The organism is Bradyrhizobium sp. SZCCHNRI20481 (assembly GCF_032485055.1).
In the GTDB taxonomy this organism is placed as follows: Bacteria; Pseudomonadota; Alphaproteobacteria; order Rhizobiales; family Xanthobacteraceae; genus Bradyrhizobium.
This window is the reverse complement of sequence record NZ_JAUEUE010000009.1, coordinates 178,815-204,855: the sequence shown is the minus strand read 5'-3', so window position 1 is coordinate 204,855 and position 26,041 is coordinate 178,815. Positions and strand designations below refer to the sequence as shown.

General features: G+C 66.1%; 24 protein-coding genes. 9 read left to right on the top strand and 15 right to left on the bottom strand.

Features of this window, described 5'->3' with window-relative positions; translation table 11 throughout:
- Positions 1-35 precede the first annotated feature (35 nt).
- Positions 36-767, bottom strand: a complete 732-nt coding sequence (locus QX132_RS16745; protein ID WP_316162022.1) for an alanyl-tRNA editing protein — start codon at positions 765-767, stop codon at positions 36-38.
- 175 nt (positions 768-942) lie between these two features.
- Positions 943-1,668: a hypothetical protein gene (locus QX132_RS16740; protein WP_315796593.1), complete on the bottom strand. Its 726-nt coding sequence runs from the start codon at positions 1,666-1,668 to the stop codon at positions 943-945.
- Between the two features lie 60 nt (positions 1,669-1,728).
- Here QX132_RS16740 and QX132_RS16735 point away from each other — a divergent pair, with 60 nt between their 5' ends.
- Positions 1,729-3,279, top strand: a complete 1,551-nt coding sequence (locus tag QX132_RS16735; RefSeq protein WP_410052868.1) for a flavin-containing monooxygenase — start codon at positions 1,729-1,731, stop codon at positions 3,277-3,279.
- A 212-nt stretch (positions 3,280-3,491) separates the two neighbouring features.
- On the opposite strand, the gene QX132_RS16730 is transcribed toward QX132_RS16735, so the two are convergent.
- Positions 3,492-3,944, bottom strand: coding sequence for a MarR family winged helix-turn-helix transcriptional regulator (locus QX132_RS16730; protein WP_315739133.1), 453 nt, complete (start codon positions 3,942-3,944; stop codon positions 3,492-3,494).
- Between the two features lie 100 nt (positions 3,945-4,044).
- Here QX132_RS16730 and QX132_RS16725 point away from each other — a divergent pair, with 100 nt between their 5' ends.
- The 3 genes from QX132_RS16725 (at position 4,045) to QX132_RS16715 (ending at position 7,304) form a co-directional block, all read left to right on the top strand.
- Complete coding sequence (locus QX132_RS16725; protein ID WP_316162021.1) at positions 4,045-5,967, top strand: FAD-binding monooxygenase; 1,923 nt, start codon at positions 4,045-4,047, stop codon at positions 5,965-5,967.
- A gap of 136 nt (positions 5,968-6,103) precedes the next feature.
- Positions 6,104-6,349 (top strand): PilZ domain-containing protein, encoded by a 246-nt coding sequence (locus QX132_RS16720; protein WP_315712872.1) that lies wholly within the window; start codon positions 6,104-6,106, stop codon positions 6,347-6,349.
- Positions 6,350-6,434: 85 nt separating this feature from the next.
- Positions 6,435-7,304 (top strand): tetratricopeptide repeat protein, encoded by an 870-nt coding sequence (locus tag QX132_RS16715; protein WP_315738962.1) that lies wholly within the window; start codon positions 6,435-6,437, stop codon positions 7,302-7,304.
- An 82-nt stretch (positions 7,305-7,386) separates the two neighbouring features.
- Here the strand turns inward: QX132_RS16715 and QX132_RS16710 are convergent, their stop codons facing one another.
- The 4 genes from QX132_RS16710 to cpaB are packed head-to-tail and all read right to left on the bottom strand — an operon-like array spanning position 7,387 to position 11,725.
- On the bottom strand, positions 7,387-8,655 hold the full coding sequence (locus QX132_RS16710; RefSeq protein ID WP_315782769.1) for a CpaE family protein: 1,269 nt from the start codon (positions 8,653-8,655) through the stop codon (positions 7,387-7,389).
- Complete coding sequence (locus QX132_RS16705) at positions 8,652-9,389, bottom strand: CpaD family pilus assembly protein (RefSeq protein ID WP_315738959.1); 738 nt, start codon at positions 9,387-9,389, stop codon at positions 8,652-8,654. Before QX132_RS16705 ends, QX132_RS16710 begins: the two co-directional genes overlap by 4 nt.
- Before the next feature lie 33 nt (positions 9,390-9,422).
- Positions 9,423-10,892, bottom strand: coding sequence for a type II and III secretion system protein family protein (locus QX132_RS16700; protein ID WP_315738957.1), 1,470 nt, complete (start codon positions 10,890-10,892; stop codon positions 9,423-9,425).
- Positions 10,893-10,909: 17 nt separating this feature from the next.
- Positions 10,910-11,725 (bottom strand): Flp pilus assembly protein CpaB, encoded by an 816-nt coding sequence (gene cpaB / locus QX132_RS16695; protein ID WP_315771449.1) that lies wholly within the window; start codon positions 11,723-11,725, stop codon positions 10,910-10,912.
- 671 nt (positions 11,726-12,396) lie between these two features.
- On the opposite strand from cpaB, the gene QX132_RS16690 reads away from it, so the two are divergent.
- The 3 genes from QX132_RS16690 to QX132_RS16680 all read left to right on the top strand — a co-directional run bounded on the left by QX132_RS16690 (position 12,397) and on the right by QX132_RS16680 (position 14,570).
- Complete coding sequence (locus tag QX132_RS16690; RefSeq protein WP_315771447.1) at positions 12,397-13,089, top strand: PilZ domain-containing protein; 693 nt, start codon at positions 12,397-12,399, stop codon at positions 13,087-13,089.
- A 175-nt stretch (positions 13,090-13,264) separates the two neighbouring features.
- Positions 13,265-13,420, top strand: coding sequence for a hypothetical protein (locus tag QX132_RS16685; RefSeq protein WP_315738952.1), 156 nt, complete (start codon positions 13,265-13,267; stop codon positions 13,418-13,420).
- A gap of 220 nt (positions 13,421-13,640) precedes the next feature.
- Entirely contained in the window at positions 13,641-14,570 is a 930-nt protein-coding gene (locus tag QX132_RS16680; RefSeq protein ID WP_316162018.1) for an aspartyl/asparaginyl beta-hydroxylase domain-containing protein, read from the top strand.
- A 95-nt stretch (positions 14,571-14,665) separates the two neighbouring features.
- On the opposite strand, the gene QX132_RS16675 is transcribed toward QX132_RS16680, so the two are convergent.
- A complete protein-coding gene (locus QX132_RS16675; protein WP_316162016.1) occupies positions 14,666-15,763 on the bottom strand; it encodes a GTP-binding protein in 1,098 nt (365 codons plus the stop codon).
- 113 nt (positions 15,764-15,876) lie between these two features.
- Here QX132_RS16675 and QX132_RS16670 point away from each other — a divergent pair, with 113 nt between their 5' ends.
- Complete coding sequence (locus tag QX132_RS16670; RefSeq protein WP_316162014.1) at positions 15,877-16,980, top strand: cyclase family protein; 1,104 nt, start codon at positions 15,877-15,879, stop codon at positions 16,978-16,980.
- Positions 16,981-17,107: 127 nt separating this feature from the next.
- On the opposite strand, the gene QX132_RS16665 is transcribed toward QX132_RS16670, so the two are convergent.
- From QX132_RS16665 to galE, 4 genes are all read right to left on the bottom strand, one after another.
- Entirely contained in the window at positions 17,108-17,872 is a 765-nt protein-coding gene (locus QX132_RS16665) for a hypothetical protein (protein ID WP_316162013.1), read from the bottom strand.
- 1,078 nt (positions 17,873-18,950) lie between these two features.
- Complete coding sequence (locus tag QX132_RS16660; RefSeq protein ID WP_316162011.1) at positions 18,951-19,652, bottom strand: fumarylacetoacetate hydrolase family protein; 702 nt, start codon at positions 19,650-19,652, stop codon at positions 18,951-18,953.
- Positions 19,653-19,684: 32 nt separating this feature from the next.
- Positions 19,685-21,490 (bottom strand): ABC transporter ATP-binding protein, encoded by a 1,806-nt coding sequence (locus tag QX132_RS16655; protein WP_316162009.1) that lies wholly within the window; start codon positions 21,488-21,490, stop codon positions 19,685-19,687.
- 102 nt (positions 21,491-21,592) lie between these two features.
- The gene (gene galE, locus QX132_RS16650) at positions 21,593-22,606 is read right to left on the bottom strand and encodes a UDP-glucose 4-epimerase GalE (protein ID WP_315812998.1); all 1,014 of its coding nucleotides are present in this window, start codon (positions 22,604-22,606) and stop codon (positions 21,593-21,595) included.
- A 130-nt stretch (positions 22,607-22,736) separates the two neighbouring features.
- On the opposite strand from galE, the gene QX132_RS16645 reads away from it, so the two are divergent.
- Positions 22,737-23,783 (top strand): glycosyltransferase family 4 protein, encoded by a 1,047-nt coding sequence (locus QX132_RS16645; RefSeq protein WP_316162007.1) that lies wholly within the window; start codon positions 22,737-22,739, stop codon positions 23,781-23,783.
- Here QX132_RS16645 and QX132_RS16640 read toward each other — a convergent pair.
- The 3 genes from QX132_RS16640 to waaF all read right to left on the bottom strand — a co-directional run bounded on the left by QX132_RS16640 (position 23,765) and on the right by waaF (position 26,007).
- Positions 23,765-24,292 (bottom strand): HAD family hydrolase, encoded by a 528-nt coding sequence (locus QX132_RS16640; protein WP_316162005.1) that lies wholly within the window; start codon positions 24,290-24,292, stop codon positions 23,765-23,767. The two genes, QX132_RS16645 and QX132_RS16640, sit on opposite strands and share 19 nt — an antisense overlap.
- On the bottom strand, positions 24,293-24,832 hold the full coding sequence (locus QX132_RS16635; RefSeq protein ID WP_409998114.1) for a D-sedoheptulose 7-phosphate isomerase: 540 nt from the start codon (positions 24,830-24,832) through the stop codon (positions 24,293-24,295).
- Positions 24,833-24,942: 110 nt separating this feature from the next.
- Entirely contained in the window at positions 24,943-26,007 is a 1,065-nt protein-coding gene (waaF, locus tag QX132_RS16630; protein WP_316162003.1) for a lipopolysaccharide heptosyltransferase II, read from the bottom strand.
- Positions 26,008-26,041 lie beyond the last annotated feature (34 nt).

Genomic DNA, 26,041 nt, shown 5'->3' with positions numbered 1-26,041 from the left:
CCGGGCTACGCGTCGTGAGCCGCTGCAAGTCGCTCCTAAGCGCTGTGCATTCCGATCCTGAAGCGCCGATTCTGCCGGCCCTTGTTGTCCACTTTCACGATGCGGATGGGCCGGGCCTGCGCCGTCGAGACCAGATGCGTGCCGCCGCAGGCTTGGCGGTCGAGGCCGTCGATGTCGACGATGCGGATCAGGCCGTCGGCCTGGCGTGGCGGGGCGACGGATTTGGCGCGGAACAGGCCAGCGGTCGCCTGCGCCTCGTCGTAGCCCATGTCGAAGGCGCGGACCGGGCGATCGTCCGAGATCGCCGCGTTGACCGCGTCCTCCACCGCGCGCAGCTGCTCCGGCGCCACCTTGGGCAGATCGAAATCGATACTGAACTCGTCGGTCTCGGTCATGCGGACGCCGGTCAGCAGCGCGCCGTCGAACAGCGTGTAGACGGCACTGTTGACGAGATGCGCCACCGTGTGCTGCTCGCTCATGCGCTGCCGGAACGCCGGATCGACGCGCAGCTCGATCGCCCCGTCCGGGATGGCGTCATCACCGATCAGGTGCCAGATGCCGTCGGCGGTCGGCTCGAACCCGGTGACGACGCGGACGATCCCGTTCCACGCGATCGTGCCGCGGTCCGGCAACTGGCCGCCGCCGCCGGGATAGAACGGCGAGCGCGCTACCAGCACCGCGCCGGGGCGCGCGTCGAGCGCGGTGATGTCGAGATCCAGCACGTCGGGACGATCGACAGCGAAAGGGCGGGGCAGGAAGTCGGTCATGCAGAACGGCTCGCAATCGCATAGCCCGGATGAGCGGCGCGACGTCCGGGTTCATCGAGACGGCGTGTGAGGCCCCGCATATGGCTGCGCTCATGCGGGCCACGAAGCTACGACGATACGCAGCATCGTCGCGCTGCGCAAATGGCCGTTCCTGGCTCGGCCGCAGCGCCGGGTCTCAACGGCATGCGGCCACCGTGAACCACGGCATGCGAAACGCGCCATCGCCCAGGCGCAGGCACACGGTGTCGCCCGGCTGCAACCTTTCGTACAGCGCCTGCGCAACATGTGCATCGGTGGTTCTCGCGAACGGGCCCCACGGCTCGAGCGTCACCTGATGCGTGGCGAGCCGGCTATGGCCGAGATGCTTGGCGAGCACACGGCTGCGCAGCAGCGCCGGCGCCGAGCGGTCGAGCGCGGTGTTGAACTGGCCAAGCGCCCCGAACGCATAGGCGGCGACGAAGAGAGCGGCGAGCAGCAGTCGCCAGCCGCGGCGGCGGAGCTGGGTTTCGAACCGCGCGGCGACGATGAGGAAAATGATCGCGACCGCGGTCGCGAAGGCCGTCAGCGGCAGCCAGTCGACGAGGTTGATGTCCGACAGCGTGCGCGCGGCGAGCGTGCCGGCCGCCACGATGCAACCGGTGCCGAGATTGGCGCCGTAGCCGGAGCCGAGGCCGATGCGGAACCGCCCGGGAAAGCGCAAGGTGAGGATGAGCGCCAGCAGCGGGATGACGGTGACGACCGCGATCAGCTGGCCGGCCGGAAAGCTCGGGAAGAGCGACCAGGCTGCGAGCCCGATTGCGAACAGCGAAAAGCCCAGGGCGATGCGCTGCGACGGCGCACCACTGCCGTCCCGGCTGTCGCTGTCGCCGGGCCTGTCGTCGCGCGGGTGGGGAGCGTTCATCACCAGATCCGTATCGAGGGTGTTTCCCGCTGATAGCGGAGGAGGGTTGACCGACGACGAATGCGCCGGCGATTTGACAGCGACGAGCCGGGTTGCGACTGTCCGCAGCCAGAGCAAGAAAGCCGCACCAGGAAACGCCAGGAACACCTCATGTCAACAGAGCATGTCGACCTGCTGATCGTCGGCGCCGGGCTGTCCGGCATCGCCGCCGCCTATCATCTGCAGCACAAGTGCCCGGGCAAGCGCTTCGCGATCCTGGAGGGGCGGGGCGCGATCGGCGGCACATGGGACCTGTTCCGCTATCCCGGCATCCGCTCCGACAGCGACATGTACACGCTCGGCTATTCGTTCAAGCCGTGGACCGATCCGAAGGCGATCGCCGACGGGCCGCAGATCCTGAAATACGTCCAGGACACCGCGACCGATAACGGCATCGACCGCCACATCCGGTTCAACCATCGGGTCCGGCGCGCGTCGTGGTCGAGCGCGGACGCACGCTGGACCGTCGAGGCCGAGCGCCGGACGGAGCAGGGCACGGTCGAGACCGTGCGGATGACCTGCGGCTTCCTGTTCATGTGCTCCGGCTACTACCGCTACGAGTCGGGCTATCTGCCGGACTTCAAGGGCATGGCCGATTTCAAGGGCCGCATCGTGCATCCGCAGGCCTGGCCTGAGGATCTCGACTATGCCGGCAAGCGCGTCGTCGTGATCGGCTCCGGCGCGACCGCGGTCACATTGGTGCCGGCGATGGCGAAGTCCGCCGCGCATGTGACGATGCTGCAGCGCTCACCGACCTATGTGGTGTCGCGCCCGGCGCAGGACGCGCTCGCCAACAAGCTGCGCCGGCATCTGCCCCCTGGCCTCGCCTATCACCTGATCCGCTGGCGCAACGTGCTGTTCGGGATGTACTTCTTCCAGCTCAGCCGGCGCAAGCCGCAGCGGGTCAAGCAGCTGATCCTGGGCGGGGTGCGCGCCGCGCTGGGTCCCGATTACGACGTCGCCACCCATTTCACGCCGCGCTACAACCCGTGGGACCAGCGGTTGTGCCTGGTGCCGGACGGCGACCTGTTCAAGACCATTCGCGAGCAGCGCGCCTCGGTGGTGACGGCCGGGATCGAGACCTTCACCGAGCGCGGCCTGCGCCTCGCCGACGGCCGCGAAATCGAGGCCGATATCGTGGTCACCGCGACCGGGCTGGTGCTGCAGGTACTCGGCGGCATCGAGGTCGTCGTGGATGGCCGCACCGTCGATTTCGCAAAGACGCTCAACTACAAGGGCATGATGTATTCCGACGTGCCTAATCTGGCGGCGACGCTCGGCTACACCAATGCGTCCTGGACGCTGAAATGCGACCTCACTTGCGAATATGTCTGCCGGCTCCTGAACTATATGGACCGGCACGGCTATCGCCAATGCGTGCCGCACAATGACGATGCCAGCGTCACGCCGCTGCCGTCGCTGAGCTTCAGCTCCGGCTATGTGCAGCGCGCGGTTGCCGATCTGCCGAAGCAGGGCTCGAAGCGGCCGTGGCGGCTGTACCAGAACTACGCCCTCGACATCGTCTCGCTGCGCTTCGGCAAGGTCGACGACGGCGTGATGCGGTATTCGTGAGGGCAGGGGGAATCGACAACGTGGTGTGAGTCTGCGTCGAGATCTCTCCACGGCGTCATGGCCGGGCTTGTCTCGCCCATCCATGCCGACATCCCGGCAAGCACGACGTGGATGTCCGGGACAAGCCCGGCCATGAGCAACTAGGTGGCAGTTCGCCCGGGGGGAAAGGCACTTTCGGCGTGCGCCCCCACGTCCGAATGCAATGCCCTCCATCACCGCTCCGCCGCCCCCTCCCGCAGCGGCGCGCGGCTGAGTTCGTTGGCGGCCGCAATCGCCTTGCGCATGAGGCGCACCAGCTCGTTCGCCTCGGCCTCGCTGAGGCCGCGCACCATCAGCCGCTGCGCCGCCTCGACCGCCGGCGTGATCGCCTCCAGCGTCCTTCTCCCCTCATCGGTGATCAACAGCTCCCGTGACCGGCGGTCGCGCGCGCTCGCACGGCGGACGACGAGGCCCTTCTGTGCGAGCCGGTCGATCACGCCGGTGATCGTGGTGCGGTCATAGGCGATCAGGCCGGCGAGCGTGATCTGGTCGATGGCCGGGTTGGCCGCAATCGCGGCCAGCGCTGCGTATTGCACCGGCGTCAGGTCGAAGCCGGCCGCTTCCACCTCCGCCAGGAACACCGCCACGGCGATCTGCTGAAACCGGCGTGCCAGGTGCCCCGGCATGTCCCGCATCTCGGTCAATTCGAATCTCCTGTCACCAGCTTGACAAGCATACTGATGATCAGCATACTGATCAATAAGGATGGCGAGGGAGGGTGGTCACGTGCAGTTTCATCTCAACGGCTTCCAGCCGGGCGATCCCGAGATCTTCGACGCGGCCGAACGTGTCGCGAGCGCCGGCGCGACCAGCCCGCTGCCGCCCGAGGCCGATGTCCTCATCGTCGGCTGTGGCCCCGCCGGGTTGAACCTCGCTGCCCAGCTTTCCGCTTTTCCGGACATCAGGACCTGCATCGTCGAGCAGAAGCCGGGCCGGCTGCTGCTCGGCCAGGCCGACGGCATCGCCTGCCGCACCATGGAGATGTTCCAGGCCTATGGTTTTGCCGAGAAAGTGCTGAGGGAAGCGTGCTGGATCAACGAGACCACGTTCTGGAAGCCGAGCGACCAAGACAGCAAGCATATCGCGCGCAGCGGTCGCGTGCAGGACGTCGAGGACGGCCTGTCGGAGATGCCGCATGTCGTGCTCAACCAGGCTCGGGTCCACGATTTCTTCCTGGACGTGATGCGCCGGTCGGCCGCGAAGCTCGAGCCGCATTACGCGCGGCGACTGCGCGATCTGCGGATCGATCCGGCCGCAGGCGTCGACGCACACGGCGTGACCGTCAGCTTCGATCGCATTGATCCGGAGCATGAAGGCCAAGTGGAGACGGTGCGCGCGCGCTACGTCGTCGGCTGTGATGGCGCGCGCAGCGTCGTGCGCAAGGCGATCGGCCGCGAGCTGCACGGGGATTCCGCCAATCATGCCTGGGGCGTCATGGACGTGCTCGCCGTGACCGATTTTCCCGACATCCGCTTCAAGTCGCTGATCCAGTCCGCCAAGGATGGCAGCCTGCTGGTGATCCCGCGCGAGGGCGGCTATCTGGTCCGGCTGTATGTCGAGCTTGCCAAGCTCGAGGTCGGCGAGCGCGTGGCGGGGCGCAACATCACCGTCGACGAAGTGATCGCCAAGGCACGGCGCATTCTCGCGCCATATGCGCTCGAGGTGAAGGAGGTCGCGTGGTGGTCGGTCTATGAGATCGGCCAGCGCATCACCGACAAGTTCGACGACGTGCCGGAGGCCGAGGTCGCAACGCGGCTGCCGCGCGTCTTCATCGCCGGCGACGCCTGCCACACCCACAGCCCGAAGGCGGGGCAGGGCATGAACGTGTCGATGCAGGACACGTTCAATCTCGGCTGGAAGCTCGCCGCCGTCCTGGGCAAGCGTTGCGCGCCGCAGCTCTTGCACAGCTATTCGGCGGAGCGGCGGGCCATCGCCCAGGAGCTGATCGATTTCGATCGCGAATGGGCAGGAATTCTTGCCTCCGCCGCCAAGCAGGGCGGCGCCGACGCGGCCAAGACCCAGGACTATTTCGTCCGTCACGGCCGCTACACGGCGGGCACCGCCACGCACTATCGACCCTCCGTTCTCACCGGCGACGACACCTTCCAGCCGCTCGCCGCCGGCTTCGTGATCGGCAAGCGCTTTCACTCGGCGCCGGTGATCCGGCTCGGCGATGCCAAGCCGGTGCAGCTCGGCCATGTCGTCCAGGCCGACGGCCGCTTCCGCATCTTTGCGTTCGCGGCGGCGGAGGATCCAGCCGCGCCGGAGTCCGCCATCCGCCGCCTGTGCAAATTCCTCAGCGAGGATTCGGCATCACCCGTGCGCCGCCACACCCAAGCGGGCGCCGACATCGATTCCGTGATCGATCTGCGCGCGGTGTTCCAGCAGGGGCATCGCGAGCTCGCGATCGAACACATGCCGGAGCTGCTGCTGCCGCGGAAGGGGCGTTACGGCCTCATCGACTACGAGAAGATGTTCTGTGCCGATCTGAAGAGCGGCCAGGACATCTTTGCGATGCGCGGCATCGATCGCGCGGCGGGCTGCATCGTGATCGTGCGGCCCGATCAGTATGTCGCCGACGTCCTGCCGCTCGACGGCGTCGGGAGACTGTCGGCGTATTTCGACGGCGTGCTGCTGCCGGTCCGCTGAGGCAGGCCGATGGTAAACGAAACCCAAATCCGCCCCTCGGATTTCCAGGCTTTGCGCTAGTCAGATCCCAAGGTTTCCTTGCTACAAACGAGGTCTCCGGAATGGACGATTGAGTGGGTGAGACGTCGAAATGTTGATGTTGGCGAACCGTCGCAAGAGTGAACGTCGGCTGTGCAGGAGGATCGCGAAGATTCACTATGGCAACGGCAGCCTGCCGCGGGACTGCACGGTCACGGATATTTCCGACGGCGGCGTCAAGGTGATCGCCGAATTCGTCGAGATTCCCCCGCAGTTCACCATCGTCTTCGCGCCCGACCACCAGCGCAAGTGCCGGCTGGCCTGGCGCATCGGCTGCGAGTTCGGCGCCGAATTCATCGATTGAGGCGGGCCGGCCGCGCCCGCTTAACGGGACCTTAGGGTTAATCTGCCAGCGTGCAGATCATCTGGTCCCGAAGTAGTTCAGTTGCATGCGTACGCGGCCCCTTCGCTCTCTCCCTCTGCTCCGGCCGGCCGCGTTCGCGCTGTCGTTCACGGCCGTGCTGCTCGGTCTCGGCGCCTGCCAGACCACCGATCTCAGCGAGGTCACGGGGGCACTGGGCGGCAATCCCGAAAAGAGCCGCGCGGCCGCCGCCGACCCGCGCGCCGAGATCGATCAGCTCCGCGAGCGCTTCCGCGCCAATCCCAACGATCCCGAGGTGGCGCTGCGCTATGGCAGCGCCCTGCGCGGCACCGGCCAGCGCTCGCAGGCCGTCGCCGTGCTGGAGCAGGCGAGCATCGCCAGCCCCGGCAACAAGGCGCTGCTGGCGGCCTACGGCCGTGCGCTCGCCGACAACGGCAATTTCCAGCAGGCGTTCGACGTGCTCAGCCGCGCGCATTCGCCCGAGGATCCCGACTGGCGCATCCTGTCGGCGCAGGGCGCCACGCTCGACCAGATGGGGCGCAACGAGGAGGCCCGGCAATACTACATGACGGCGCTGAAGATCGCCCCTGACGATCCCTCGGTGTTGTCCAATCTTGGCCTGTCCTACGCGCTCTCCAACGAACTGCCCAAGGCCGAGGAGCAGTTGCGCAAGGCCAGCGCACACCCGGATGCCAGCCCGCGGGTCCGGACCAATCTCGCCGTCATCGTCGGGCTGCAGGGCCGGATGAGCGAGGCCGAGAGCATCGCGCGGTCGGGGCTGCCGCCGGAGCAGGCCAATGCCAGCGTCGCCTATGTGAAGCGCATCCTGGAGCGCCGCAAGATCGCGCAGCGCGAGCTGTCGCCGCGCCGCGACCGTCCGGTGGCCGGCGAGCCCGACAAGGCGCTGGCGCGGGCGCTCAGCCGGTCCGACGACTAGAGCATGATCCGGAAGAGTGGAAACCGGTTTTCCCTCGCGACAAACGCCAAAGGCGTTTGCGCGGAGATCATGATCTAAGACGCTATTTGGCGCCGAGAAGTTTCGCGATCGGCGCCAGCAGCGAGCCGCGCTGCGGCTTGTGGTCGATGCGCCCGGTGAGCCGGTTCGCGACGTCCTGGAACAGCTTTGGCGTGCGGCTCAGCCCCGATATCTCCGCGATCATCTGGCCGTTGTTGGCGGCGGTGCCGAACAGCTTGCAGTCGAACGGGATGACCGCGACCGGCTCGGCCTCGACGGTCTTGGCGAAGCGCTTCAGGTCGATCTCCGGCCGCTTGGGCATGCCGACCTGGTTCAGGCAATACAGCGGCGGCCGGTCGTTCGGGCGCGAGGCCTTGAGCACGCTCAGGAGATTCTTGGCGTTGCGCAGGTTCGCCAGATCGGGCTCGGCGACCACCAGGATGTCGTCGGCATTGATCAGCGCATGCCGCGTCCAGGCCGACCATTGGTGCGGCACGTCGAGCACGATGCATTGCTGGGTCATGCGCAGGGTGTCGAAGATCGCGTCGAACGCATCGGCGCCGAAATCATAGACGCGGTCGAGCGTCGCGGGGGCGGCGAGCAGGTTGAGATTTTCGGTGCATTTGGCGAGCAGGCGCTCCATCAGCGCCGTATCCGGCCGGTCCGGCTGGAACACGGCGTTGGCGATGCCCTGCAGCGGATCCTGGTTGTAGTCCAGTCCCGCGGTGCCGAACGCCATGTCGAGATCGATGACGACGGAATCCAGCGTCAGGTCGCGCGCCATGCTCCAGGCGACGTTGTGGGCGACGGTGGAGGCGCCGACGCCGCCCTTGGCGCCGACCACGGCGATGATGCGGCCGGTGATGACGGCCTCCGAGGCCGAGAACAGGCTGCAGACCGAGCGGATCACGTCGATGGTCTCGACCGGGCCGATCACATAGTCGTTGACGCCGCGCCGGACCAGCTCGCGATAGGCGACGCCGTCGGACGGGCTGCCGATCAGCACCACGCGGGTGCCGGGATCGCAGACGCTGGCGAGGTCGTCGAGGCCGCCGAGAATGTCGCCGCCGGGCCTGGTCTCGATCAAGATGACGTTCGGCGTCGGCTGCGAGTGATAGGTCTCGATCGCGCGCGGCATGCCGCCCGCCTTGATCGTGATGTGGGCCTTGCCGAGCCTTCGGTCCTGGCTCGCCGCGAGGATCGCGGCCGAGGTCTGGTCGGTTTCGCAGAATGCCTGCACCGAGACGCGCGGGACCGGCGCGATGTGATCGTCGAGGGCCGGGCCGGTGGGGCCGGGCTGCTCATCCTGGCTCTGACGGGACGCGTTGATCATTTGCCTGTATCGCTGAGCTTGGCCTTGTCTGACTCCGGATACGCCACCGCGGTCGACTCGCCCTTGCGGTACTTCTCGAACAGCGCGGAGCGGCGCGGCGTGTAGGCGGCCATCTCCGAGCGCGGCTGCTCGAGATCGGCCGGGTTGTCGATCATCGCAGCGAGGTTGCGCTGCGTGGCGCAGCCGAAATTCTGATAGTGCTGGTTGCTGCTGTAGCCGGGATTGTTGATGTTCGGCCCGAGATCGTCCGGCCACAGCCCGCAGGGACCGGCGACGGCGGCGATCTTCGGATAGCTCAGCCGGATGACGGCGAGCTGCCGCGGATCGTCGGGCATGGTGTTGCGCATCGAGATCGCGTGCGAGGGAACGCCGCCGGCGGTCAGCACGGCGCGGATCTCGCGATAGGCGTCGGCCGCGGCGCGCGCATTCGACGTGCCTGCCGGCACCTCCGCCATGATCCCGCCGGTGCCTTCGCGCAGCCATGAGCGCGCGAGCCCTGCGACGTCCACGCGCTGCTGGTAGGTCAGGCCGCCGCGTCCGCTGCCGATGAAGACGACGGTCGACTGCCGGCCTTCCTCGATCGCGATCGGATGGCGGATCTTGTAGTCGTCCGGGATCGTCGCGACGACCTCGCCGGTGGTGGTGTTGCAGGCGCCGAGCGTGAGCGCCAGCCCCGCGATGGCGCCGATCCGGCGCAGCGTGCGTCCGCCGTCTGGTGTGGATGTTGCCGACATGATCGTTCCCCCGTGCCCCGTCGTCCCGCAATCTCAGTCGATGATGAAGCCGAAGCCGGCCGGCTGCCCCGTGGCCGCGTCGACCCTGGCGGCGATGCCGTACAGCCGGTTCATGCGGCCGAGCAGCGCCGACTCCGAGTCGGTGGCCGGCGCGAAGCCGTCGTCCGGACGCGACAGCTCCTTCTGCGCCACGGCGCGCACGACATAGGGCGTCACCAGCACCATCAGCTCGGTCTCGTTGTTGACGTAGTCCTGGCTGCGGAACAGCTGGCCGAGCACCGGCAGCTGATTGAGCCCGGGCAGGCCGTTGATCGCCTGCTTGGTCTGGTTCTGGATCAGGCCGGCCATCGCCATCGAGCCGCCGGAGGGGATCTCGACCGTGGTCTCGGCGCGGCGGGTGCGGATCGCGGGGATCGTCACCGACGAGGTCGAGGCCGAGGTCAGCGCATAGGACACCGTGATCGCATTGTCGTTCGACAGCTCCGACACCTCCGTCATCACCCGCAGGCTGATGCGTCCTTCGCTGAGCACGACGGGCGTGAAGTTGAGCGAGATGCCGAACTTCTTGTAGGTGATCGAGGTGCTGCAGACCCGCGTGGTGGGATCGCAGGAATAGCCGCCGGGAATCGGGAATTCGCCGCCGGCGATGAAGGTCGCGGACTCACCGGAAATCGCGGTCAGATTGGGCTCGGCCAGCGTCTTGGTCACGCCCGCCGTCTCCATCGCGCGCATCGTCGCCGAGACCGACGACAAGCCGCCGCCGGTGGCGGAGAGGCCGTTGGTGCCGACCAGCGACCTGCCATAGGCGGTGAACGGGTTGGTGTTGTTGAAGTTCACGACAGCGGTGCCGTAGGTCATGCTGGCGCTGAGATCGATGCCGAGCTGCTTGACGATCTCGCGCCGGACCTCCGACACGTTGACCTTCAGCATCACCTGGTCGCGGCCGCGCACGACGATCGAGTTGACCACCTTGTCGGCACCGCCGACGAGGCGAGCGGCGATCTCGCTGGCCTGCTGCGCCTCGACCGGGCTCGACACCGAGCCGGTCAGGATCACGCCCTCGCCGACGCCGTCGATCTTGACGCCGGGAATGCTCTGGCTCAGCGCCTGGCGCACGCCGTTGAGATCGCGCTTGATCGCGATGTCATAGGCCGCGACCTGCTGTCCCTCGCCGTCGAAGAACACGACGTTGGTCTGGCCGACCGCCGCGCCGATGATGTAGGCGCGCCGGGCCGAACGGACGACGGCGTTGGCGACCTTGGGATCGGCGACCAGCACGTCCTTGACGTCCTGCGGGAAGTCGACGACCACGGACTTGCCGATGCCGAGCGAGAGGAAGCGAACCTTCGACGACCCGACCGACACCACAGGCGTCTCCAGCCTGTCGTCAGCCGCCTTCACCGGCGTCAGCGCCGGATTGAGCGCGAGGCCGATCACGGCCGATGTCGATAGCGCGCGGACGACCCACGTCCCGAATTTTGCGCGTTGATGCCCACCCATCATCTTCCTCGTCCTTTCGGTCACTTCTGCGCCGTGAGCGAGCTCGTGATCCCATAGCGAATGATCTCGATGGCGCTGCCCCGTCGCGCCATCTGCTGCTGCTGTTGCTGCATCTCGGTCTTGTTGCCGTCGGCGGCGTTCACGTCGGCGATGCTGCGCAGCGCCAGCGCCAGCGAGCCGGCCTGTCGCGCGCGTGCCAAAGTCTCGGCCTGCTCGGGCTTGAGCTCGAGCGTCACCGTCTTGCCGACGACGGTGTTCTGGCCTTCCTTCTCCTTCGGCGCCTGGTCGATCGCGAGCACGCGGACGTTGGAGAGAATGATCTCGGAGCTGACGAAGTCGGCGGCACCGGGCTTGTCCGGATTCTTGTCGCGCTTCGACAGGATGACGTCGACGCGGTCGTTCGGCAGGATGAAGCCGCCGGCGCCGGTCTCGGGCGAGATCTCGGTGGAGATCGCGCGCATGCCTGCAGGCAGGATCGCCGCCATGAAGCCGGAGCCGTCCGCCTTCACCAGCTTCTGCTCGCGGATCGGCTCGCCGATCACGAACGGCGAGCGGGCGATGGTGCCGACCAGCTGATTGGCCGCCTCGGGACGGTCGCCGCGCCGGATGAAGATGTTGCTCGCGGCCTCGGGCCAGGTCTGCCAGATCAGGTCGCCGGGCTTGATCGCCTGACCGAGCCCGATGTCGTTCTTGGCGACCAGCACCTCGACCGTCGGCAATTGCACGACCGGCGCCGCCGGCGTCTGCCGCTGGCCGTCGGAATTGCTGACCAGATAGGCCGCAACGCCGCCCGCGCCGAGAGCGATGGTTAACACCACGATGCGTGCGGTCATCATACGCGTGACTACTTTGCTTACTCATACGCCTGGGGCGACGCGCGAGCCGACTGACAGCCGTCCCCCTCACTTACGACTAAGCGGCAATAGTATATGCGAAATTGAACAGCATAGGCGGCAGCCGCTGCCGTGCGGACCGATTGCGCAAGTGGTGAACAGGTTGTTAGCGAGCAAATAGCGAAACGACACGAACGTGTTAGCTGTTTGCTGGCAGCGCGGTTGCTCGCGCTGATAGTTGCTCGCCTGATTGAATGAAATTGTGAGTTGCAGCCGCGCCTCGGTGGCCGCGCGTTAGGATGAATCATTGACTAATCACGTTGAACGCGAACGCGCGCACATCGTGAGACGGTGTGCGTCGTGACGCGATCGCGCCGCGGCTGATGCGATCAGCCGTTCGTGCCTGGGACGAACACGTGCCGCGCCCTACCGTAATCTGACGGGCCGGCATTTTCAGAAAGCGGAAACGGGTTGGACATACGATTCCGTTGAGCGGGATTTCCGTTTCGGATTCAGATTTCCTCAAGAATTTGCGCGCACGGTCCGGGGCATGGCGGCTTTGCCCATTTCGAGTTAGTTCGACCGAAAATGCACGCAGAAATTGTAACAGGCATATCGTGCCTCGGCGGGGGCCGGGCCATCGGGGACATCATGGGTTCGAGGGGAGACGTGCAATGTCGGTTGCTCGATTCCTGAAGCAGCGCGCGGTCAGGATTCAGACGGTCGGGTCCTACACGCTCTCGAACTGGTATTCCCCGGAAGGACGGCTGCGATCCTTCGCCTGCCGCACCACGCGGGTGTCGCCGTTTCGCGCGCTACTCGAGGTGCCCGTGGTCGGCAAGGTCGGCGATCGTCTGACCTCGTATTTCCGCGACTTCGGCAAGTTCGAAGGCGAGATCAGCGACACCGTGCATGGCGGCTTTCTGCTCGAGCTGGAGATGACGCGCGCCGAGCGCGCCAAGCTCGCCGAGAAGCTGGTCTGGCTGGAGAAGAAGCAGAAGGATCCGTCGATCCGCGACTCCCGCCGCGATGCGCGCTTCGTGCCGAACTCGCCGCATTCGGCGCTGACGCTCGCCGACGGCCGTTGCATCCCGTGCTTCGTGATCGATGCCTCGATGTCGGGCGCGGCGGTCTCGGCGGAGATCCAGCCGGAGATCGGCACGCCGCTGGCGGTCGGCAGCTGCATCGGCCGCGTCATCAGGCATTTCCCCAGTGGCTTCGCCGTCCGCTTCGTCGACCAGTTGGCCGGCGCCAACGAGCTCGAGCGGCGGGTGATCACGCCGCCGGCGCGCCCGATGCGGCGGAAGCTCGTGGCCCACGGCGATGACCGCCTGATCGGGGCGCCCGAGGACTTCTTCCTGGTGTGACGGCGGCGCTCCTGCGGCGTTCGACGGCGGCCGCTCCGGCCTGCGCGGTTTCGCGTATGGAGCGAAGGCGGGTATCGCGGCATGGGAACTGGCGGCCGTCCGCACGGTTAACGCGATGTTAATCGGCATCGTGAAAGCTTGCGTTGCCGGGTGCATTGCCAGGAGGACCAGTCCCATGGAGGCCCAGAAGACCGCGGTGGATGCCATCGTCGTCCTCACCGGCTGCGACCGCGACGCGGTGGCCGTCTTCATCCGCCGCATGTATCTCGCCGGCGTCCGGGACCCCAAGCGGCTGACCTTCAAGGGCCTGCAGGAGCTGACGCGGGCCTAGCGCGATTGCAAGCCCGGGCCGGCGGCTGTTGCAGCCGGGTCACGCCGTAGAACTTTCAACCCCGATTCCCGTTCACAACCCATGTGCGAAGGGATGCGGACGGCCGCGCTTGCGGCTAAATTGAGGCGCTTGGCCGGCATCAGAGCACCCCTTCGATCTCGCCCAGAAGGCGACACATCTGCGCAACACGCTCTGAGCGGCCGGATCATGGGTCCCGGACATGCTTAGACAGCTCTTCGCGCCACAGCTCATCGGCCTCTACATCCTGATCGGGGCCACCCTCTACGTCCACTTCCGCGGCAAGCAGCGGCTGCGCTTCGCCCGCCAGCTCGGCGACCACTCGACCTATCTCGCCCCCTACAACGTGCTGATGTATGCCGGCTCGGCCGTGCCCAACACGCCGGTCATCCCGGTCGAGCAGTTTCCCGAGCTGAAGACGCTCACCGACAATTGGCAGGAGATCCGCGAGGAGGCGATACGCCTGTTCGACGAGGGCTTCATCCGCGCCGCCGCCGCCAACAACGACTGGGGCTTCTACTCGTTCTTCAAGAGCGGCTGGAAGCGCTTCTATCTGAAATGGTACGACGACTTCCTGCCGTCGGCGCGCACGCTGTGCCCGAAGACGGTCGAGCTGCTCAACGCCATCCCGAACGTCCACGGCGCGATGTTCGCGATGCTGCCGCCTGGCGGCAAGCTCGGCGCCCACCGCGATCCCTTCGCCGGCTCGCTGCGCTATCACCTCGGCCTGGTGACGCCCAACTCCGACAAGTGTCGCATCCTTGTCGACGGCGTGCCCTGCGTCTGGCGCGACGGCGAGGCCTTCATGTTCGACGAGACCTTCATCCACAGCGCCGAGAACGCCACCGACGTCAACCGCATCATCCTGTTCTGCGACGTCGAGCGCCCGATGAAGCTCGGCTTCATCGCCGCCATCAACCGCTGGGTCAGCCACCACATCGTCAAGGCCTCGGCTACGCAGAACGTCGAGGGCGAGCATGTCGGCGTGCTGAACAAAGTGTTCGGCAAGCTGTACGAGTTTCACCTCGCGACGCGGAAGGTGAAGGCGTGGAACAGGACGGTGTACTATGCGGCGAAGTACACGCTGACAGTCGTCATCGTCGGCGCGATCGTGGTGTCGGCGTTTCGGTAAGGGACGCAGTAGGGCGGATTAGCGGAGCGTAATCCGCGGCTTCGTGTTCGCGAAAGGACGGCGGATTACGCCTTCGGCTCATTCGCCCTACGCACCTACGCCGCCGCGCGGCCCGCCTCCCACAACGCGAGCACATCGTCCCGGGTGATCCCGCGCGTGATGAACACGATGCGTGACCGGCGGTCGGCGTCGGGCCATGCGGGAAGCGCGACCGGCGGGTGGAAGACATGGTGCACGCCGTGGATCACCACCGGTGTCGCTTCTCCGTGAAGATTCAGGATGCCCTTCACCCGCAGCAGATCCTCGCCACGCACCTTCCGAAGATAGGCGAGCCAGTCCGACACGGTCATCCAGTCCAGCGGCTCGTCGAATGCGATCATGAAGCTCGTGACCGACGACTCATGAGCATGGCCGTGCTCCACGTCGCCGTGATCGAGATGGCTGTGATGGGCATGATCATGGTGGGCGTCGGCGCAATGCGCGTGCGCTGCTTCGCGGCCCTCCGAGAAGGCGTGCTCGTTGAGCCAGCGCGCCACGTCGACCGCCTTCTTCTCGGGATCGATCAGCGCAGCCCCGAACAGGTCAGCAGGATCGATCTCGCCATGGCTCACGCGTTCGATCCTGACGCCCGGATTGAGCCGCCGCAGCCGCCGCTCCAATGCGGCAACATCGCTGACCAGGTCAGACTTGGTGACCAGCAGCCGGTCGGCCAGCGCGACCTGCTTGACTGCCTCATACTGGCGGTCGAGCTGATGCGCGGCATTGACGGCATCGACCGTCGTCACGACCGTGTCGAGGCGCACGAAGTGCGAGACGAGAGGATTGTTCAACAGCAGCTGGAGGATCGGGGCGGGATCGGCAAGGCCGGTGGTCTCGATGAGGATGCGCCGGAACGGCGGAACCTCGGCCCGGTCCCGCCGCACCAGCAGCGCGCGCAACGTCTCTTCCAGGTCGCTGCGGATCGTGCAGCACACACACCCACTCGCGAGAACGGCAACCTCGCCGTCGACGCGTTCGACCAGCAGATGGTCAAGAGAGATCTCGCCGTATTCGTTGATGATGACGGCGCTGTCGTTCATGTCATCGTGGCGCAGCAGGCGATTGAGCAGCGTCGTTTTGCCGCTGCCGAGAAAGCCGGTGATCAACGACACGGGCAAGCGCTGGGCTGACTTGTCGCTCTCGAACAGACTCATCGTGCTTCCACCCGCTGTCTTGTTTTTGTCGCTGGACATCAGACTAACGGAGGAGGAGCATGGCGAGAATGATTTTTTAAGGCCCAGCAAATGGGCGCAACTGGGAGGCGACGATGGACGACGGGGTCAAGAGTCAGCAGACCAATCAGGATCGGGACGAGGGACCGGCCACCGATCGCCGCACATTGCTGCGCACGGCAGGTCTCGCCGGCGCCGCGGGCGCGGCGCTTGCGGGCTCCATGCACGGCAAGTTCTCGCTGGCGCCGGTCAGCGAAGCGCAGGCGCAGGCCGCGCCGATGCCGAAAGGAACCGACAAGCCGTGGTGGCCGTCGAAATGGGGCAAGGACGACGAGGCCGGCGCGTCCAACCACATGACGCCCGAGAAGGTGCTCGACACCGTCAAATGGATCAAGGACGGCAAGATCTACAAGATCGGCCGCGTCTACGAGACCGGCATGCCGCTGTTCGGCGCGCGGGTGTTTGCGTTGCGGATTCCCGGCAGCCCGACCGGCGGCCCGTTCGGGGATAACCGGCTGGTCTATCACGACGAGTTTCTTGCCACCGAGATCGGCCAGACCGGCACCCAGTTCGACGGTCTCGGTCATATCGGACTCCAGCTCGGCAAGGACGGCGACAAGAGCGAGATGAAATTCTACAACGGCTTTTCCGCAGCGGAGATCAGCGACGCCTACGGCCTCAAGAAGCTCGGCGTCGAGAAGCTGAAGCCGCTGTTCACTCGCGGCCACCTCGTCGACATGGTCGCTCTCAAGGGCGGCATGATGGACGCCGGCCAGGAAATCACCGCGGCCGACATCAAGGCGGCCCTGCAGAAGCAGAACATGAGCGAGGCCGACATCAAGCCGGGCGACGCGATCTTCTTCCACACCGGCTGGGGCTCGCTGTGGATGAAGAACAATGACCGCTTCAACAGCGGCGAGCCCGGCATCGGCCTCGACGCCGCCAAATGGGTGATCGAGAAGGATCTCGCACTCACCGGCGCCGACACCTGGGCCGTCGAGGTCGTCCCCAATCCCGACAAGTCGCTCGCCTTCGCTGTCCATGCCGAACTGCAGACCAAGCACGGCATCCTCAACCACGAGAACCTGGTCTTCGACGAGCTGATCGCCGCGAAGAAATACCAGTTCGTCTATTCCTTCACCCCGTCCCCCATCAAGGGCGCCACCGGCAGCAACGGCTGCCCGATTGCGATCACGTGAGCCGGGGCGCCGACCTTTCGGTGAGAAACGGAGTAGGGCGGATTAGCGAAGCGTAATCCGCCGTTCTTCGCCGTGAAACGCGGCGGATTACGCCTTCGGCTAATCCGCCCTACGAGCTACGAGCTTGTTATCCCGTAAGGTCCGGTCGCCAGCCGATCCGTCGAAGGTGCTTTCGCACTTCATCGCGAAGCATGTTTAGTTCGGCAGTTGGTATCATCTGGTCCCAATATTGAAAGTCCTCCATTTCCTCGCCTTGTCCCCTCAGGCCAGCGACCAGACAAGCTGCCTCATCCCGACGAAAGTAGTAGTAATCGGTTCTGCCACCATCGAGGCGGACATAGTCCACCTGGCTCATTTCGGCCACGACAGCTAGGGCAAAGTCGGCATTAGTCAAGGCGTTCACGAAAGCCGGATCGGAAGCGAGATCGCTTCCAAGAGTGGGGGCGCCATCTACGGCGGGCGGCTCGTAGGGGGACGGGTCATCAACGTCAATGAAGGCGACATCATTCTCCGTGATCTCGACTTTGCCAGTCTGATATTTTCGTGGAGGATCATCCGCAGTCCGCCTCCAAAGCATGCCGTAATTCTTTTTCAGCGCCTTCGTGCGACGGGCGTCAGCAAGCCGTACATTCCAGGCCTGCCGCGGCTTACCCAAAAGCCAGGAAACAATCGCAGGTCCGTGCTGCGTTCGCCAACACATCGGACCTTGCCAAATCGTTGGTGCCAGCCTCACCTTGTCTCTCACCGCGGCCAGCGCTCGCGCCAAAAGCTCGTCGTCATTCAAGGGCGTCCGCGCGCCATCGATGAACCAACCTCCGGGTAGCGGATCTTTAAGAGAGATAAGCTCGCCGTATTCAGAATCGCTCGGATCGCGAACGAGATGCTCGATCATGTTCTCAGGGTATTTTTCGGCTGGCATTGCAACTACCGGAACGAAGAAGCGAGTGGAGACCTTTCTTGATACGCTGCAAGATAGCATGAGAAATGGCAGGTCGCCGAAGATGCCTTCTGCCGCTGGTTAACACCTCAACTCGAGTGGGACCTGAGCAATGCTTGGTATTCGACCGGTTGAGCGGCTATCGTCGTTTAGGTATCAGCTACCATTGGCGCCCTGCGGCGCTTGGGCCCCGTCGGGCAAATCACGCCCTAATCTGAAAACCAGTCAATAGATTCTGAAAAACAAAAATAGCTTGACGATTTATCAAAATCAGCATTACAGTCCCGCCCATCCCGTTGCACGGTAGGGGACGGTTCGCGGTCGTCACGGACGTTGGCAGCGGGAGGCGGTGGACGCGGGGCGGCGGCGTGCTGTTAGCACGGACGAACGCCCGTCTCGCGGACGGTGAAGGCGTGTGGTTCTGACACTCCGAAGCTAGTGTCAACTTGGCGACGACGCCTAGCGGCGTCGCGTCGAGGATGGTGGCCAGAAAGCCCGGTGCACCAGGAAGAGCGCGTTATAGCCTGTTAAAACCATCGCGCGGGGAAGGCCGGGTGTGTTCGGCCAGACCTGTGGTGACTGCCGCCTGCTTTTTTGTTTGCAGGCGGGCCACGGGCGCGGCCAGCGCCCGGCCTTCCCTGCGCCCTCCATTTGGAGAGGGCGGGAATTGGAGCATCACTCGGGCGCGGAATGCGTCGCGAGAAGGTGGATGCTCGTTCCCTGATCAGCCCGATGCTGTTTGAGATTGTGGATCAGTGTTGCTGCTTGCGTCATTGCGAGCGCAGCGAAGCAATCCAACGTCCTCGTGACGCCCTGGATTGCTTCGCTGCGCTCGCAATGACGGAGTTTGGGGCGGGCGCTCTGCCAAGCCACCAGGTGTCATCGTCCGCGGAGGCGGACGATCCAGTATTCCAGAGGCGGTGGTGATGAATCGAGTAGCCGCGGCGTACTGGATGCCCGCCTTCGCGGGCATGACAGCTGTGGAAAAGGCCGCGCAGCAGCGCGGCCTTGCAGATATCGAGTTTTGAACGGCTTACGCCGCCGCCGGCCCGATCGACACCTTCAGCGTGCCGATGCCGTCGACGCCGCACTCGATCTTGTCGCCGGCCACCACCGCGGCGACGCCGGCCGGGGTGCCGGTCATGATGATGTCGCCGGCGGCGAGCTCGACCTGCTGGGAGAGCTTCCAGATGATCTCCGGCACGTTCCAGATCAGCTCGGAGAGGTCGCCGGTCTGGCGCTCGGTGCCGTTGACCGACAGCCAGATCTTGCCCTTCGACGGGTGGCCGATCTTGGACGCGGGCACCACCGCGGAGCAGGGCGCGGAGTGGTCGAAGGATTTGCCGACCTCCCAGGGGCGCTGCATCTTGCGGGAGGCGAGCTGCAGGTCGCGGCGGGTGAGGTCGATGCCGACGGCGTAGCCGTAGACGTGGTCGAGCGCCTTGTCGGTCGGGATGTTCAGGCCGCCGCTCTTGAGCGCGACCACCAGCTCGACCTCGTGATGCATGTCCGTGGTCAGCGGCGGGTAGGGGATCACCGCGCCCTCGGACGCCAGCATGTCGGCGTGCTTCGCAAAGAAGAACGGCGGATCGCGCTCGTCATTGCCCATCTCGCGGATGTGCTCGAGATAGTTGCGGCCGACGCACCAGATGCGGCGAACGGGAAAAACGCCGGCTTCGCCCACCACGGGCAGCGACGGTTGCGGCAGGGCCGGAATGACGGTGGAGGCGCTCATGAAACGATCTCGGGTGCGGTGAAATGGGCGGGTCAGGAGGTGGCGGTCATGGGGATGACGTTCGGCCCCATGTCGCGCTGTTGCAGGCGGAAGAACGAAGCATAGCGGCCGCCACGGCGCAACAGATCGTCATGCCGGCCGCGCTCGACGATGTCGCCGGCCTCGACCACCAGGATGGCGTCGGCGTTCATGATGGTGTGCAGGCGATGCGCGATGACGATGGTGGTGCGATTCTGGCAAAGATGCTCGATCGCCTCCTGCACCTGCCGCTCCGACTCGGAGTCCAGTGCGGCGGTGGCCTCGTCGAGCAGGATGATCGGCGCGTTGCGGATCAGCGCACGCGCCACCGCGATGCGCTGGCGCTGGCCGCCGGAGAGCTGGGTGCCGTGCTCGCCGACCGGCGTGTCGTAGCCGAGCGGGAAGCCCATGATGAAGTCGTGGGCGCAGGCCGCCTTCGCTGCCTCGACGATCTCGGCCTCGGTCGCGCCCGGCTTGCCGAAGGCGATGTTGGCGCGGATGCTATCGCGGAACAGGTAGACGTCCTGGCCGACATAGGCGGTCTGCTCGCGCAGGGAGCGGCGCGACACGTTCGAGATCGACTGACCGTCGATCAGGATGTCGCCCGCGGTCGCCTCGTAGAAGCGAAGCAGCAAGGCCAGCACCGTCGACTTGCCGCCGCCGGACGGGCCGACCAGCGCGGTGACCTTGCCGGGCTCGGCGACGAAACTCATGCGGTTGAGCACCGGCTCGTTGTCGCGATAGGCGAAGGAGACGTCGCGGAGCTCGATCCTGGCCTGCGTCAGCTTCAGCGCCGGCTTGTCGTCGTCAGGCTGCTCGCTGGCCGGGCTGTCGACCACTTCGAGCAGCATGCGCGCGCCGACGAGCTGGCTGTTGAGATCGATGTTGAGCCGCGCCAGCCGCTTGGCCGGCTCGGTCGCCATCAGGAAGGCGGTCATGAAGGAGAAGAACTGGCCGGGCGTGGCGTTGAGCGCGACCACGGCATAGCCGCCATACATCAAACAGCCGGCCACCGCGAAGCCGCCGAGCATCTCCATCAGCGGGTTGGAGCGGTTGGAGACGCGGGCCATCTTGTTGGCGTTGCGCTCGACCACCGCGATGTTCTCGTCGATGCGGGCGCGCATCGCGTCCTCGAGCGTGAACGCTTTCACGGTGCGGATGCCCTGCAGCGATTCCTGCATCGTCTCGAGGATGTCCGCATTGCCGGTGAACTGGCTGTGGGCGAGGCCCTTGATGCGCTTCACCAGCTTGCGCAACACCAGCATGGCCGGCGGCACGACGACCAGGCCGAGCAGCGACATCCAGGGATCCTGCGCGACCATCACGGCGATCATGCTGATGAGCAGCAGCAGGTCGCGGCCGATCGCGTTGATCAGCATGGTCAGGACGTCGGTGATCGACTTGGCACCGGCGGTGAGGCGCGCGAGGAACTCGGACGAGTGACGCTCGGAGAAGAAGCTGATGCTCTCGCTCATCAGCTTGGCGAACAGCTGGCGCTGGTTATTGGCGAGGATGGCGTTGGAGATTTTCGACAGGATGACGGCGTAGCCGTAGGTCGAGACGCCCTTGACGAACAAGAGCAGCACGGTGACGCCGGAGAGCACCGCGATGCCGGGGATGCTCTTGTCGACATAGGCCTTGTTGATGACCTGGCCGAGGATGTAGGCGGCGCCGGCGCTGGCGCCGGCCGAGACCGCCATCAGCGCGAAAGCGGTGAGATAGCGACGCCAGTAGAGGATGCCCTGTTCCATCACGAGGCGGCGGATCAGGATCGCGGCGCCATAGGGATCGTCGGTGATCTTCTTCGGAAATTCGGCCATTCTGGTCCCTGGCCGCCGGGACAAATCGCCGGGCGGACAGCAGTGCTTGCCCGCTCGGGGCGGCTTTTTCAAGCCCCCCGGCGTCCGGCTAAGTCGTTGATTCTAGGCCGAGGCCCGCTGCAGCGTGCCGCTGTGGCGTTCCAGGAACAGTTTCTCCTCCCAGGTCAGGGCGTGGGCGGCGATTGTTTCCAGATCGTCATAGGTCGGGGTCCAGTCGAGCAGCGCCTTCAAACGGCTGGTGTCGGCGACCATGCTCATGATGTCGCCGGGGCGGCGCGGCGCGTATTGGACGGGAATGGCGCGGCCGGAGACGCGCCGGACGGCCTCGATGGTCTCGAGCACGGAATAGCCGCGGCCGTACCCACAATTCAGCGTGACCGAGCCGCCGCCGGTGCGCAGATAGGCCAGCGCGGCGCGGTGCACCTGGACGAGATCGCAGACATGGATGAAATCGCGGATGCAGGTGCCGTCGGGGGTCGGATAGTCGGTGCCGAAGACGTCGATCTTGGCGCGCTGGCCGGTCGCGACCTCCATCGCGATCTTCATCAGATGCGTCGCGCCGACGGTGGCAAGCCCGCTGCGCCCGAACGGATCGGCGCCGGCGACGTTGAAGTAGCGCAGCACCACGTAGTTGAGGTCATGCGCCGAGGCGACGTCATGCAGGATGATCTCGGCCATCAGCTTCGAGGTGCCGTAGGGCGAGGTCGGACGGGTCGGCGCGCTCTCGGGCACCGGCACCTCGTCCGGATTGCCGTAGACGGCCGCGGTCGAGGAGAACACGAAGCGGCTGACGCCGCGCTTGACCGCCGCATTCAACAGGCTGCGCGTGGTCATCGTGTTGTTGCGGTAGTACAGCAGCGGATCGCGCACCGATTCCGGCACCACGACCGAGCCCGCCAAATGGATGATGCTGTCGACGCCGTGCTGGCTGATGACGCCATCCACGAGATTTTCATCGCCGGCATCGCCGATGAACAGCGGCACGCCGTCCGGGACGAATGCGGAAAAGCCGGTCGAGAGGTTGTCGATCACCACGACGCTTTCGCCGGCTTCCGCCAGCGCCAGCACCATGTGGCTGCCGATATAGCCGGCGCCGCCGGTCACGAGCACGGTCATTGTTTGACACGATCCCTGTTTGTTTTCCGGCAAACTAACGCCGGCGAAGTGAAGGACCTCTTGCGTGCATAGCGAACTGGCGGCGATGCTTAATGTTGCGTATAGGGAACCGCTGCAATTGGAGTGAGTGGTGCAAGCCGAGCGTGTTTCTGCCGCCGATCTCGACGTGATCGTGCCCAACCTGCACCGGCGCTATTCCGGCGTGACGGCGACCAACCGGATGGTGGCGCCGAAGCTGGCGCAGCGCGTGCGCGCCGCCTGGCTCGGCTCCTACGCGCCGGATGGGATTGCGCGGATCGGTGCGAGCGATCTCTTCAAGCTGTGGGGTCGGCGGCGGCCGCTGATCTGGCACGCGCGCCGCAACAACGAGATGATCGTCGGCGTGATCATGCGCGCGCTCGGCTGGCCGTTCAAGCTGGTGTTCACCTCGGCCGCGCAGCGCCATCACAGCTGGATCACGCGCTGGCTGATCCGCCGCATGGACGCGATCATCGCGACCAGCGACATCTCGGCGTCCTATCTGAAGCGCGACGCGACGGTGATCACGCATGGCGTCGACACCGAGATCTATACGCCGCCAGCGGATCGCGCCGCGGCCTTCGCCGAGAGCGGACTGCCGGGAAAACATGCCATCGGCTGCTTCGGCCGCGTCCGTGCGCAGAAGGGCAGCGATGTGTTCGTCGCCGCGATGTGCCGGCTGCTGCCGCGTTTTCCGGATTTTTCCGCCGTGCTGGTCGGCGCCGTGACGCCCGAGCAGATGCCGTTCGCGAGCGAGCTGAAGAAGCAGATCGCCGCCGCGGGCCTGGAGCAGCGCATCGTCATCACCGGCGAGCTCGACATCGCCGACGTGCAGCGCTGGTACCAGCGTCTCACGATCTACGCCTTCACCTCGCGCAACGAAGGCTTTGGTCTCACGCTGATCGAGGCGATGGCGGCAGGAGCGGCGCTGGTCGCGGCGCGCGCCGGGGCGGCGGAGATCGTGGTCGAGGACGGCATCACCGGCGTGCTGGTGCCGCCGGGCGACGTCGATGCGCTGGTCGCTGCGCTCGAACCGTTGATGCGTGATCCGGATGCGGCGCGGGCGATGGGCGAGCGGGCGCGGCAGCGCGTGGTGGAGAAGTTCAGCCTCGAGGCCGAGGCCGACAAGATCGCCGCCGTTTATCGGCGACTGGTCTGAGCGATGATGTCGGCGACGAACGCATCGAGATCGCCGCCGGCGAACAGGAAGCCGGGCAGGCCGGCCGCCTCGGCGGCGGCGATGTCCGAGGTGCGATCGCCGATCACGAAGCTGCCCTCGCGCCTGATGGGCCAGTGCTGCATCAGGTCGAGGATCATGCCGGGCGCCGGCTTGCGCCAGGGATGCTCGCGCAGATAGCGCTCGACCGAGCCTTCGGTGTGGTAGGGGCAATAGCGGATGTCGTCGATCACAGCCCCCTGCGCCGCGAGCTCCGCCCGCATCCAGTCGTGCAGACCCACGACGTCGTCTTCGCTGAACAGACCGCGGGCAACCCCGGACTGGTTGGTGAAGAGGAAGACGTGATAGCCGGAGTCATTGAGGCGCCGGATCGCGTGGGCCACATTCGGCATCCAACGGATGCGCTCGCGCGAGCCGATGTAGTTGTCGTCGTGATTGATGACGCCGTCGCGGTCGAGAAACGCCGCCGGCTTGAGCTGAGCAGTCGTCATCTAGCCCTCGTCCTGCATCAGCGCCGCTTCGATCACCTCGCAGATACCGTGGGCCGTCGCGAGGTGGATCTGCTGGATCAGCGGCGTGTCGTCGCTCGGCGCCACCAGCATCTCGTCGCACGATTCGCCCATCGCGAGGCCTTTGGCGCCGGTGAAGCCGACCGTGACCAGCCCGCGCTCGCGCGCCTTGCGCAGCGCATTGAGGATGCTCGGCGAGCGGCCGGAGGTCGAGATCGCCAGCAGCACGTCGCCCGGTGTACCGAGCCCTTCGACCTGGCGGGCGAAGACATGATCGAAGCCGTAGTCGTTGCCGATCGCGGTCAGCGCCGAGGTGTCGGTGGTCAGCGCGATGGCGGCATAGGCCGGCCGCTCCTGCTTGTAGCGGCCGACGATCTCGGCCGCGATATGCTGGGCGTCCGCCGCGCTTCCGCCATTGCCGACGATGAGCAGCTTGTGGCCGCCGCGCAGCGCCGCGATGATCCTCGCCGCGATCCGTCGGGCGCTGGCGAGCATCGCGGCATCGTCGGCGGCGCGCTCCATGGCGGCGCGGGAGCGGGCGAGATGGTTGGCGATCGGGTCGGGGGCGCGGGTCACGTGGCGGCTCGGGTTACGTCAGGGCCGGTGTATGGGGCGCGGTGCCGCTTCGCAAGCTAGTGCGCGACCGGTATGGCCGCGTCAGCAAGGATCCGCTGGGCGATGGTGGCAACATCGGTCGCCGGAATGTCGCGCATGCAGCGGTGGTCGTTCATCCGGCAGACCGGGCGGTGGCAGGGCTGGCAGGGGACCTGTGTCCTGGTCTGGACCGTCGCCGCAAGACCGTTCAGCGGCGCCCAATGGTAGGGGCTGGTCGGACCGAAGATACCCATGGTCGGCGTCCCCAGCGCCGCGGCGATGTGCATGAGCCCCGAATCATTGGAGATGGCGACGCCGGCCGCGGCCATGGCCAGGATACCGTTGCGCAAGTCGGTTCCAGTCAGGTCGCGGACGGCCGGTCCGCCGGCGGCGACGATCTCGGTGGCCAGCGCCTTCTCGCCGGGGCCGCCGACCACCCAGACGTCGAGGCCGGCATTGCGCAACAGCCGGGCGGCCTCGCCGTAATAGGGCCAGCGCTTGGCGGCACCCACCGACCCCGGTGCCAGCGCCACGGCCGGGCGGTTCCCCAGGTCATTGGCCTCGCGCCAGCGCGCGACGTCCTCCGGCGGCACCCGCAGCTGCGGGACCGGCCATTCCGGCGGCAGCGGCGCCCCGTCGGGCAGCGCCAGCGCGGCATTCTTGTCGATGAAGCGGGGCAGCGCCTTCTCGCCCCAGCGCCAGCGATTGAGCAGGCCGAAGCGAACCTCGCCGACGAAGCCCACCCGCTCGGGGATGCCGGCCAGCGCCGGTGCCAGCGCCGATTTCCAGGTTCGCGGCATCACCAGGGCGGTCCGATAGCGACGTTCGCGCAACATCGCGGCGAGCTGCCATTGCCGGCCGAGCGCCAGCCGGCTGCGCGGCAGATCCCAGACGATGCCGGAGCGGACCCCGGGCATGTAATCCACCAGCGGCGCGCACAGCGAGGTCACCAGCAGGTCGACCGGCCGGTTCGGCCAGCGCTCCTTGAGCACCCGCACGACGGTGTGGCCGCGCACGAAATCGCCGATCCACATATAGGGAATGATCAGGATCGGGCTGGTGTCCGCCGCGTCCACCTCGACCTTGGTCGAATTCGAATTCATTCTTTGTCTGCCTAGCTTTGGCGCGCTGGTAGCC